The organism is Flavobacterium sp. GSB-24 (assembly GCF_027924665.1).
In the GTDB taxonomy this organism is placed as follows: Bacteria; Bacteroidota; Bacteroidia; order Flavobacteriales; family Flavobacteriaceae; genus Flavobacterium.
Window position 1 is genome coordinate 4,180,742 of record NZ_AP027043.1, and the last position, 12,517, is coordinate 4,193,258.

The following is a 12,517-nucleotide window of genomic DNA, read 5'->3' on the forward strand; positions in this document are numbered from 1 at the left end:
AATCATCGATGAAAAGCATAAAATCACTTAAAATTTCACTTAAATGAGAAAAATTAAAAATTGAGAATAAATTCGGTAATGTTTGTATCTGATGGAAGCTGTAGTTTTTTTCTAATGCGATATCTGGTATCTTCCACACCTCTTACAGAAATTCCTAAAAGCGGTGCAATTTCCTTCGTATTGAAATTCATTCGCAAATACGCACACAATCGCATATCGCGCGGCGTCAATTCAGGATAACTTGTTTTGAGTCTCTGCATAAAATTATCGTGCAGCTGATTGAAAATTTCTTCAAACTCATTCCAATGTTTATCGCCCTGCAATTCATGATCGATCAGTTTATTTATTTTGGTTAATAAACTGAAGTTGACATTAGGATCATTCTTCTTATCCATTTGTCCGATGAGTTCTTTTATAGAAAGCAGAATTTCATTTAAATGGATAAGATTGACAGTGTTTGAAGCTACTTTAGCGTTTTTGAGATTAATCGTTGTTTCAAGATTCTCCCGCATTATCACCATATTTTCTTGTTCTAATGCCAATTTTTGTTCATTAAGTTCAGCACGGTTCTGCAGTAATTCTTTTTCCTGATTCAAAATTAATTGCTGGCGGTCACGTTCCGCAAGATTTTTTTGGTATTTGATAATCGTATAAATCAAAATACCAAAGAGAATTAAATATAAAACATAAGCCCAAATCGTTCTGTACCAAGGCGGTAAAACTTCAAAGCGAAAAACAGCTTCTTCGCTTACAACATCATAAATATTTTTTGCCCTTACATGAAACACATATTCATTTTCAGGCAAATTGGTATATTCTTTTTCGGTTTGAAGACTGTATTCCGACCATTTTGGTTCAAAACCTTCCAGCCAATATTCATATTTTGTGGCATCAGCTTCATCATAAAAAAGGGAAGAAAAAGAAAAATGAACAGCATTATTGGAATACGAAAAAAGTCTTGAAATTTCTTTTTCTGCAGATTTTGTTTTATTCGGAAGCACATCGTAACGGCTTGAAAACAGCAGACTGTCTTTTGGAAAAATACATTTAACTTCTGAAATTACAGCTTTGTATTTGGTTGGGTATTTCTTGTTTTTGACTGAATTATAATGAATTAACCCATCTTGTGTCCCAAAAAAGACATCGCCGTTTGTTGTTGTCTGAATATTTTCGAAACCTGGAACATATAAATATCTAAGTTTTCTAAATGGAAGTTCTTCAACATCAAAACTGCCATTTGCTTTTTTAGTCATTTTCCCAGTATTTTCTCCAGAAACGTACCAAATATTATTCTGATTATCCTCTTTTAATAACCGAATATGATTTTCCATTCCCAGATATTTTTTAAAAATAGCGTCTGGAATCATTTTGTTTGAAGATGTATTTTGTTTGTAAACCCCTTTCGTAGTTCCAAAAAAGATCTGATTATCAATTTTAAAAGTATTCAAAAATAAACTCGACGGAAAACCATCTTCTTGATTATAAAACTGGACATTAGAAACCGAGTCGAATGCGGTATTAAATTGAAGTTTAAAAATTCCTTTGTAACCGTGAGCAATCCAGAAATTGCCGTTCTTGTCCGTTTCAATTATACGGCTGCTTTCCTGAAAACCTTTTATTTTATGCTGATAAACCCAAGAATTATTTATTTTTTTAAGAAGATACAAACCGTTGTAACCACCTGCAAGCAGTAAATCTGGATGGTTTGGAACTAAAATCCCTTTCCAAGCGCCGTCTACTTTTGCTAGTATTTTTGCCGAATTACCAGACACTTCATATATTCCGTTTTTTTCAAAAGCCAAAAGAGAATTTCCAAAAATGCCAATATTCCAAACATTTTCAGACATTCCAGAAATATGATGAAAGTTGGCATTTTCACGTTTTCCGTTTTTATAAGCTTCCCAATCGAGCGAGAATAAACCGTTATCTGTAGCGATGTATAACTTGTTTTGATAAATTTGGCTGCAGTATATTTTGGTTTCTGAATTTGATGTGTCCAAAATCTTAGACAAAGGCGAAGAAATCTGGATCATCGAAATACCTTCTTTAAGCGTAACCCATAAATTTCCTTCTTTATCAATTTTAAGATTTGTTACATAATCATTTTGCAAACCTATTTGTTTATTAATATGCTGAATCAAATTTCCTGAACCATCTATAACTATCAATCCTGTTTGGCGGGTTCCAATTCCGAAATATCCATCCGAAAGCTCAATTCCAGCAGAGATTTGATTTTGCTTTAATAAATAATCAACTTCCGTTACAAAAGGTTTTATTTGATTATCGGAATAAATAAAAAGACCATTCTTTTGTGTGCATAATAAAAGTCCTTTTTTTGTTTTAAAGATTTTCCTAATCTTCATGCCGGCAAATTTCTGAGCATTTGAAATTGCAATTAATGAGTCGTTTTTTAATTTCAATAATCCTCTTTCATTATCTAAAACATAAATCTCTTTATTGACTTCAAAAAAATCATCAAAACTAGAATTTGATTTTAAAACCTTGATTTTATTATTCTTATAAATAAATATTCCTTCGTAAGAGAAAAAAATCACATTCCCATTTTGAATAGTAGTGTGAAGTACATCGCCAAAATTTCGAGCTGAAACAGGAAGTAATTTAACCAGCGAAGTGTATCGATATTGCCCATTAGGCAATTGCGTTGTAAAACCAAAGTCGCCTTGCGCTCCAACATAAATTTTATCGTTTTTATCGATTGCCAGCGAACGAACCATACTTCTGTTTTCAGGCTGTGTAACAATACTCCATCGTACACCGTCGAACTGCATGATTCCGAAGTGATTGGCAAAAAACATCATGCCTTTAGAATCTTGTACAACATCTCCATTTTCGGAAGCTGCTTTATAAGTTTTCGGATTATAATTGGTTATAAAAGGAACACCAATCTTTTTAATCTGGGCTTCGATTGAAGAAACGAGTAATAGTGATAGAATTAAAATTCTAATTATAAATTTCGTCATTTTGTCTGTCTGTAGGTTAATCGCATGTGACTTTTGGGAAATCACATTCTAAAAAATGACTCTTTGGGAAAAGTCTTTTTCTATCTAAATCATCCGATTTTTCTAATGAATCATTAGAAATTCATCATAAAAAACTCATTAAAAAAACGAATGTACAAACTCAAATATATGAAATTTAATTTTAATGTAACAAATTACATTTGTTTTTAAGAATATGAAAATTAGAAAAACTCAAATTTGATTTAGACCTTAAGTTAATTCACTTTCATTCAACTTCGCCCAAGATGACATCGACAACCTAGTGGCTGTCAGGCTGAGCGAAGTCGAAGCCCTACACAAGACTTGAAACTTGAAAAATAAAACCTAAAACAAATCAAACTCCAATAATATCACTCAGTTCCTCATAAGTATAAAAAAGCATTGCACCTTCTTCTTCCAAATCTGAGTTGTTATAACCATTGGCAAGTCCAAATACTCTAAATCCGCCATCTATTCCAGCTTTCACTCCTGCTTTACTGTCTTCCAGAACTATACAGTCACTTACCTCAAAACCCATTTCATTTGCGGCATATAAAAATATTCCAGGATCTGGTTTCCAGCTGTTAATTTGATAGGAACTGAAAATCTTATTTTCAAACTTATCCAATAAACCAGATGCTTCAAGATTAAGCCTGATTTTTTCAACTGGTCCGCTTGACGCCACACAATACGCAATATTCAGTTTTTCGATAAATGACACTACACCTTCCATCGGCTTTACTTCTGTTTTAAAAGCTTTGAAACTTTTTTCACGGTATTCTGCTTCAAAAGATTCCGGCAGTTTTGCTCCGATAGCATCTTCGATATGAAGAAAACAATCTTTTAGATTTCTACCGTTAAAATTGCGGTATGCATCCTCAATTTCCATTTCAAAACCATACTCAGCTGCCATTTCAAGCAATATTCCATTCCCAATTTTTTCTGTATCTACCAAAACTCCATCGCAGTCGAAAATAATACACTTCACTTCCATATTCTTAATTTGCTTTTAATAAATCTAATACATCATTCAGATGATAAGAATGTAAATTACAAAAATTATCTCATTAAGAAAACAAAGAAATTAAAGTGAAGCCGAAATTTTAGAAATCATTTGAACGATAAAATCAGCTTGAGCAGGATTTATTTTTTTTAAGGCATCGTGCGTTTGAAACCATTCTCCTCTGTCGACTTCAGGGAAATTTGCTAGTTTTCCAGATTTTGGAGGCCATTCCATTTCAAAATCATTGATTTTTAGCAACGTTTCGTCGAGTTCAAATTCAACCGCCCAAGCATGAACAACTTTACCAGATTTCAATTTTACATATTCTAGTTTTATGAAATCTCCATCAACCTCAAAACCAGTTTCTTCTTTAAATTCTCGTATGGCAGCCTCCAGCGGATCTTCGTCATCTGTAAACTCTCCTTTGGGAATCGACCAAGATTCTAAATCTTTGTTTTTCCAAAATGGTCCGCCTGGATGAACTAGAAAGAAGAATACTGTTTTATCAATGAATTTATAGGCTAATATGCCGGCGCTTTGTTTCATTTTATCTTGATTTTAATATTTAAAGATAAGTTTAAATTATTAACTTTCTTGTGACTTACTCTCACTATCAATAATTTGTACATATTTACTCCAATAGTGTATTTCTGTTTGCTTTTTGATTTGTATTTTTATGAAATAAAAAAGCAGCATACAAAATGAAAAAATATCTTTTACTTACCGCAATTCTGGCAGCGAACTTTACAGTTCAATCTCAAAACAAAACAATTACAATTATCAATAATTTGCCTGTAAACCGAGAATTTGAAACAGTTGAATTAACTAAAAAAACGCTGGGATTAAAAGCAGATGCTAAACTTGAAAATTATGCTGTAAAAGAAATCAGCAGCAATTCATTTCTAGAAACCCAGACTGTAGACAATGACGGCGACGGAATTATGGATGTTCTTTTGTTTCAGCCCAAAATAAAAGCTTCTTCAAAGCAAGATTTTGAGGTTTTAGTCGGCACAAATCCTTCTGCGTCCAAAGTCATTAGCTGTTATTCACGATTTGTTCCAGAAAGAACAGATGATTACGCTTGGGAAAACAACAAAGTCGCTTTTAGAACTTACGGTCCTGTGGCTCAAAAAATGGTGGAAGAAAATATTCCAGGCGGAACATTAACCAGCGGAATCGATGCCTGGCTAAAAAGAGTGGAATATCCAATTATTAATAAATGGTATGAAAAAACCACAAACGGAACTGGAACGTATCATAAAGATACTGGAGAAGGACTTGATAATTTTCAGGTGGGTCCAAGCCGAGGTATTGGCGGAATTGCTGTAAATGTGGATGGTAAATATTATTTTTCTAAAAATTTCATCAGCTGGAAAACAATTACGAATGGTGCGATCCGAACGAGCTTTATTTTGACCTATGCTGATTGGGATGCGAAAGGCAATAGAATAACCGAATCTAAATTGATCAGTTTGGATTATGGAAGCCAGCTTTCTCGCTTCGAAATCAATGTTACTGGAACTAAAACTATTGCTGCTGGTTTGACACTTCATGATAAAAAAGGAACTACAGGAACAAATTTAGAAAAAGGCTGGCTAAGTTACTGGGAGCCTATTGATGATTCTGAAATTGGAATGGGTTTAGTAGCGCCAAAAGGTTCTTTAATTAGCTTTGATAATCATGTTACCGATGAAAAAGATTTAAGCAATCTATATGGAAATATCTCTGTAAAAAATAATAAAGCAATTTATTATGCTGGTTTTGGATGGAAAAAAGGAAGTCCGTTTCAAACTAAACAAGAATGGGAAACTTATTTGAGTGCTTTTGCTGAGAAGATTAATAATCCTTTGGTGGTGAAGGTTAAGAAGTAAAGATTTCATCACTTTGAGAAACCTGACCGGTTTTTAAAACCTGTCAGGTTTAAAATTTATCAATAGTTTAAATTGATTTTCTAACAGGAAAATAATTCTCTTTCAAAATAATTTCTAACGGAATATAATGTGTACGTTCAACATCTTCTTGTAGAACCAATTTCTTATACAAATAATTAATCCCCATATAACCTTGGTCTTCTGGTCTTTGATTGATTAAAAAATCGATTATTCCTTTATTTAAATATTCGATATTTTCTTTCAACAAATCAAAACCAATAATGCGGACACCTTTTATATTATTTTTTTCTAAAAATCCAGCGACAATATACGCTCTGGAATTTGGCACAAAAATGCTGCTTACGCCAGAAAACATTTCCAAATTCAACTGATCTATTTTGGAATCTTTTAAAGTGACTTCTGAAAATTTAAAATTCGTCAGTTCGTTATGATCTTTAAAATAAGAATAAAAGCCATCGATGCGCTGTAAGTATACCGAAGTACTTTCAATTTCTCTCGTAATTTTAAAAATCAAAACTTGTCTCTCATTCTTCACTGCAAAACTGATCAATCTTCCCGCTAAATAACCGCTCTGAAAGGCATCTTGCCCTACGTACGCATGTTCATTTCCTTCAGAAATATTAGAATCAATCATTACAACTGGAATATTCTTCTTTTGATATTCTTTTAAAAACTGAACAGAATCTTCATAAAATATAGGCGCAAATAATAAACCGTCACAATCAAACTGCATAACTTTTTGAACAGTTTCTTGAAATGAGATCAGATTGTAATCGTAGAAAAAATAATCCAATACAATTCCGAATTTGCTAAACTCCAAGGCTGCTTTTTCAATTCCGTCAACCTGACTTTTCCAATATTCCAATGTTTCAGACTTTGGAAGAAAAACTGCAAAATGAAATTTTTTATTTAAAGCGAGATTACTTGCCAGTATATTTCTTTTATAACCAAATTCCTCAATTATAGCATTAACCTTATCCACAGTTTCCTGCGCCACTTGTCCGCGCTTATGTATAATTCTATCGACTGTTCCCGGCGAAACATTAGCTAATTCGGCAATTTTCTTAATTGTTATGATATTGATTCTTTTTAAGTTAAAAAAATAAAAGCAGTGCAGTAAATTTAATTTATTTTATTAAAAATAAGTTGTTTTACACTTCATTTTACATACATTTGTAAAATACCGTGTACGCACACGCAAATATACACATAACATTAAAAAAACAATTATTTTTTCTGTTAATCAACTAAAATACACGATTAAAAAACTAAATAATATCTAACCAAATGATAGTAGATTCACTACACAACGCAGCAAAATATTACGGTCTGCATCCCAATTTTAAAAAAGCATTCGATTATGTAAATCAAAATGATATTGCCAATCTGGAAGAGGGCGCTTTTGAAATTGGCGAAGGCTTAAAACTAATTGTAATTGTCGGACAAGGAAATACAAAAGAAGAAGCCGTTAAAGGTTTTGAATGCCACGACAAAAACATAGACATTCAGATTTCAATAAAAGGACCAGAAACTTTTGCCTGGAAACCGAGAGAGAAATGTGTAAATCCAAATGGCGATTACAGCGACGAAAGAGATGTTCGATTTTTTCATGATGCCCCAGACACTTTCTTTCAATTGCAGGAAAAACAATTTGCCATATTATTTCCTGAAGATGTACACACAGCGATGATTGGCGAAGGTGAATTGAAAAAAATTGTAATTAAAGTAAAAATATAAGCCATGAGTACTATTCAGAATTCTATTGATGTGATTCTAAAACAAGGAATGCTTCCTTTATATTTTAATGCTGACGAAAATAAAAGTATTGCTGTTTTAAAAACACTTTACAACGTGGGAGTTAGAGCCGTGGAATATACCAGCAGAGGCCCTGAAGCTCTTTCTAATTTTAAGAAATTAATTGAAATTAGAAACGCCGAAATGCCTGGAATGCTTTTAGGAATTGGTACTATTAAAAACTTAGAACAGGCAGAAACTTATTTCTTGGCTGGAGCTGATTTTTTTATAAGTCCGGGTTTTGTTCCTGAAGTAGCTTCATTTTTAATTGGTAAAGAGGTTTTATACGCGCCTGGCTGCATGACTCCAACTGAAATTATTGCTGCTGAAAATGCCGGAGTTCAATTCATCAAACTTTTCCCTGGAAATATTTTAGGGCCAGACTTTATGAGTGCTATCAAAGATGTTTTTCCAAACTTAATTTTTATGCCGACTGGAGGCGTTGACACTACTCGTCAAAGTATTGAAACTTGGTTTAATGCTGGTGTTTCTGCTGTGGGAATGGGAAGTAAATTAATCAGTAAAAATGTTATGGAATACGAAGCTTACGATACAATCGAAAATGAGACTAAAAGAGTATTAGAACTGATTGGAGCAATAAGAGGTTAAATTTAAAATTCCAATTTTTGAAATACCAAATTCTAAATTCCAATTTTTAAAATACCAAATTCCAAATTCTAAATTCCAACCTCAAAGCGGAATCAGATAAACTTAAAAATTAAACTAAATATTTATCATACTTTATCTTTCAAATTGAAATTTGGAATTTAAATTATTGATTTTTTAAATAACTAAATAATGGATTCAATATTCAATCTAAAAGGTAAAATTGCACTTATCACAGGTGGTGCTGGAGTATTAGGAAGCAACTTTGCAAACGTTCTGGCTAAACAAGGTGTTGTTGTTGGAATCGTTTCTCAATCGCTGGAAAAAGCGGAGAAAACGGTACAAAACATAGAAACAAACGGCGGCCAGGCATTTGCCATTCAGGCGAATGTTTTAAACAAAGAAGAATTAGAAAAGGCAAAAGATTTTATCGTAGAAAAATACGGTCGTCTGGATATTTTAATTAACGCTGCAGGAGGAAATATGCCGGGTGCGACAATTCAGCCCGACCAAGCTGTTTATGATATGAAAACAGATGATTTGCAAAAGGTTGTCGATTTGAATATTATTGGAACTATGCTTCCATCTCAGGTTTTTGCGGAGCTTTTTGCTAAACAGAAATCAGGAAATATTATTAATATTTCGTCAGCATCGGCACAAAGACCTTTAACTAGAGTTGTAGGTTATTCGGCATCAAAAGCGGCAATTGATAACTTCACACAATGGATGGCAGTTGAACTGGCTCAAAAATATGGCGAAGGAATTCGTGTAAACGCTATTTCTCCTGGATTTTTTATTGGAGAACAAAACCGCGCTTTATTATTAACTCCAGAAGGAAAACTAACGCCAAGAGGCGAAAAAATCATCGATCATACACCAATGGGAAGATTTGGAACTCCAGAAGATATTGACGGTGCGCTTTTGTTTTTATGCAGCGATATGTCAAAATTCGTAACTGGAACAATCTTAAAAGTCGACGGAGGTTTTGCTGCAACAAGCATTTAAGATTTCTCACGTCCTGCAGGGTTTCTAAAACCTTGTAGGTATGTTTTTTATTTATATAGATGATAATTTAAACCTACAAGGTTTTGGAAACCTTTCAGGAATCAAACCAAAAACAAATAAAACATGGAACAAACATTAAGATGGTTCGGACCAAATGACCCTGTTTCTTTACAAGATATTGCACAAACGGGAGCAACTGGAATTGTAACCGCATTACACCATATTCCAAACGGAGAAGTTTGGAGCATCGACGAAATCATTAAACGAAAAGTCGAAATCGAACACGAAAACGGCGATCCTAAAAAAGGGGCTTCTGGTTTAACTTGGTCGGTTGTCGAGAGTATTCCGGTTCACGAAGACATTAAAAAGCAAACTGGTAATTACCTTCAATACATTGAAAATTATAAAGAAAGCATTCGAAATCTGGCTTTATGCGGTATCAAATGTGTCTGTTATAATTTCATGCCCGTTTTAGACTGGTCAAGAACCGATTTATCTTATACGGTTGAAGACGGTTCTAAAGCACTTCGTTTTGACATTAATGCTTTTGCGGCTTTTGAATTGTTCATTTTAAAAAGACCAGGCGCAGAAAAAGAATATTCTGAAACTCAAATTCAAAAAGCAAAAAGTTATTTTGAAGCCATGACAGATGAAGATAAAGTAAAATTACAACGTAATATTCTAGCTGGACTTCCAGGTGCCGAAGAAGCTTATACGGTTGAAGATTTCTTAGTTACTTTAAGTGCTTATAATCATATTGACAGACGGGCTTTAAAAAACAATTTATTCTACTTTTTACAGCAGATTATCCCCGTTGCCGAAAGTAAAGGTGTCTTAATGGCCATTCACCCTGACGATCCTCCCTACCCTATTTTAGGTTTGCCTAGAGTGGTAAGTACGGAAGAAGATTTGGTGGAATTAATGAATGCAGCGCCGTCTCCATCAAACGGATTTACAATGTGTACAGGTTCTTATGGCGTTAGAGCCGATAATGATTTACCCGGAATTGTAAGACGTCACGGCGATAAAATGAATTTTATCCATTTAAGAAGCACGCAGAGAGATGAGGAAGGAAGTTTCTACGAAGCCAATCATCTTGAAGGTGATGTTGATATGTACGAAGTAGTAAAAGCAATTTTAGAAGTCGAAAAAAGAAATAACAGCAAGTTACCAATGCGTCCAGATCACGGTCACCAAATGCTGGACGATTTAAAGAAAAAAACAAATCCGGGTTATTCTGCGATTGGCCGTTTAAGAGGCTTGGCAGAATTGCGAGGACTTGAATTGGGGATTAAGCGATCTTTATAATTTTCTTGCCACGAAGACGCGAAGGCGCAAAGTTTTTTTTAAAGCTTTATCGCAAAGTCGCGAAGATTTATTTCACGCTCCCGATAGCTATCGGGAGCGTGAAATATAAAAATACAAAACTTTGTGCCATAGCGCCTTCGTGGCAAAAAAAACTAACTAACCACAACCACAAAAAACCATGATTCGTCCAGCCATAACTATCTTTTGCAGCCTTGTTGTAAATATTACAATGGCGCAGGAATTACCAAAAATTATTACTTCAAAAGTCAATTATCTTCCTGATTTTAGCTATGCAGGTTATAATTTTGGAGAAAGCAAACTTCCAGAAACCGAAGGAAAAATTATTAACGCCGCTGATTTTGGCGTAAAAGTAAATGACAATCTAGACGACTCAAAAGCATTACTCAAAGCTTTAAAAGCAGCAAACGCAGTCGATGGAAATGTAATTTTACAATTACCCGCAGGCCGAATTATTCTAAGCGATATTCTCTACATCGAAAGAAGCAATTTTGTACTTCGCGGTGCAGGTTCTGGTGAAAACGGAACTGAAATCTACTGCCCAAGACCAATGATGTATCTTAAAGATCCTGAATCTCTTGCGGAACTTAGAGAATACCTAACCTCTTTTGATAAAAGACAACGCGAACCCGAAAATAATATTGACTTGCCTTTTTCGCAATATGCATGGTCGGGAGGCTTTATCTGGACACAGATTCCCAATGAACGTGTGAAATCTTATTTGGATAAATATGAACCCGAACCTAACATTTTAGCGAAAGTCAGTTCTGGAAAAATGGGTGAATTTGTCATTAATATTTCCGAAGTGAAAAATTTAAAAGTCGGCGATATAGTCGAATTACAGTTGTTCAATAAAGATGGGGAAAACGGCGAAATTATTAAAGATTTATATCAAGGGGCAAAAGTCAAGCCTGGTTCGCATCATTGGAAATTTCCAAAACTTCCAATTGTAAGACAGCAAGTTGAAATCATTAAAATATCTTCCTCTAAAATTACTTTAAAAACACCTTTAACCATTTCGATAAAGCCAAGTTACCATGCACAACTCGTCGAATGGAAACATTTAAATGAAGTGGGAATTGAAAATTTACGTTTTACTTTTCCGGATATTCCGAGAGTCGCGCATCACGTTGAACCGGGAAATAATGCAATTTTCTTAACGCGCCTTTTTAACAGCTGGGTAAAAGACGTCAAAATTACCAATGCTGACAGCGGTATTCTAGCCGAAGAAGTTTCTAATGTAACCGTTCAGGATATCATTACCGATGGTCCTCATTTATCGCATTATACCGTAACTTTAGGAGGCGTTCATAATGTTTTAGTCAAGAACTTAAAAATCTACAATAAAGCAGTTCACCCGTTGAGCTTCAATACTTTTTCTACTAAAAATGTGTATCAAAATTGTGAGATTTTTGAAGACGCTCTTTTAGACCAGCATTCAGGAGCAAATCATCAAAATTTGTTTGATAATATTACGGTTCATATTACTGCTGATAAAAATAACAGCTATTACCTATTTGGCGGCGGCGGAGCGGATTACTGGAAACCTTCGCACGGACCTTTCAGTACTTTTTGGAACTTAAATGTTCAGGTTTCAAACCCAGATCAGACTAAACCTGTTTTATTGTACGGAATGAAAGACGGTGCTTTCGCCAGAATCATTGGCGTTCATGGAAATACTAAATTTGAAATCAAATACGATGTTGATCCTTATATTGAGTTTTTGAATACGGAAATAGAAAAAATTCCGTCTTTGTACGATTATCAATTAAAAAAGCGATTGAAGTAAAGTTCTTATTTAATCTCGCAAAGTCGCTAAGACGCAAAGAGAAAATTTAAAAAAACTTAAAAAAGAAAAATTTGCGACTCTGCGACTTTGCGAGAATTCAATT

At 34.0% G+C, this 12,517-nt stretch carries 10 protein-coding genes; 6 read left to right on the plus strand and 4 right to left on the minus strand.

Annotation, left to right across the window (positions count from 1 at the left end; translation table 11 throughout):
- Positions 1-53: 53 nt before the first annotated feature.
- From QMG60_RS17860 to QMG60_RS17870, 3 genes are all read right to left on the minus strand, one after another.
- Entirely contained in the window at positions 54-2,981 is a 2,928-nt protein-coding gene (locus QMG60_RS17860) for a triple tyrosine motif-containing protein (protein WP_281865883.1), read from the minus strand.
- Between the two features lie 373 nt (positions 2,982-3,354).
- Entirely contained in the window at positions 3,355-3,993 is a 639-nt protein-coding gene (locus QMG60_RS17865; protein WP_281865884.1) for an HAD family hydrolase, read from the minus strand.
- Positions 3,994-4,083: 90 nt separating this feature from the next.
- Positions 4,084-4,548: an NUDIX domain-containing protein gene (locus QMG60_RS17870; protein ID WP_281865885.1), complete on the minus strand. Its 465-nt coding sequence runs from the start codon at positions 4,546-4,548 to the stop codon at positions 4,084-4,086.
- Between the two features lie 155 nt (positions 4,549-4,703).
- On the opposite strand from QMG60_RS17870, the gene QMG60_RS17875 reads away from it, so the two are divergent.
- Complete coding sequence (locus QMG60_RS17875) at positions 4,704-5,873, plus strand: DUF4861 family protein (protein ID WP_281865886.1); 1,170 nt, start codon at positions 4,704-4,706, stop codon at positions 5,871-5,873.
- Between the two features lie 67 nt (positions 5,874-5,940).
- Here the strand turns inward: QMG60_RS17875 and QMG60_RS17880 are convergent, their stop codons facing one another.
- Entirely contained in the window at positions 5,941-6,978 is a 1,038-nt protein-coding gene (locus QMG60_RS17880; RefSeq protein WP_348773908.1) for a substrate-binding domain-containing protein, read from the minus strand.
- Positions 6,979-7,181: 203 nt separating this feature from the next.
- Here QMG60_RS17880 and QMG60_RS17885 point away from each other — a divergent pair, with 203 nt between their 5' ends.
- From QMG60_RS17885 to QMG60_RS17905, 5 genes are all read left to right on the plus strand, one after another.
- Complete coding sequence (locus tag QMG60_RS17885; RefSeq protein WP_134141985.1) at positions 7,182-7,631, plus strand: YhcH/YjgK/YiaL family protein; 450 nt, start codon at positions 7,182-7,184, stop codon at positions 7,629-7,631.
- Between the two features lie 3 nt (positions 7,632-7,634).
- Positions 7,635-8,297: a ketohydroxyglutarate aldolase gene (locus QMG60_RS17890; protein ID WP_057116146.1), complete on the plus strand. Its 663-nt coding sequence runs from the start codon at positions 7,635-7,637 to the stop codon at positions 8,295-8,297.
- A 189-nt stretch (positions 8,298-8,486) separates the two neighbouring features.
- Positions 8,487-9,299: an SDR family oxidoreductase gene (locus QMG60_RS17895; protein WP_281865887.1), complete on the plus strand. Its 813-nt coding sequence runs from the start codon at positions 8,487-8,489 to the stop codon at positions 9,297-9,299.
- Between the two features lie 123 nt (positions 9,300-9,422).
- Positions 9,423-10,607, plus strand: a complete 1,185-nt coding sequence (uxuA, locus tag QMG60_RS17900; protein ID WP_281865888.1) for a mannonate dehydratase — start codon at positions 9,423-9,425, stop codon at positions 10,605-10,607.
- A gap of 178 nt (positions 10,608-10,785) precedes the next feature.
- Entirely contained in the window at positions 10,786-12,414 is a 1,629-nt protein-coding gene (locus QMG60_RS17905) for a DUF4955 domain-containing protein (RefSeq protein ID WP_281865889.1), read from the plus strand.
- The last annotated feature ends 103 nt before the right edge of the window (positions 12,415-12,517 follow it).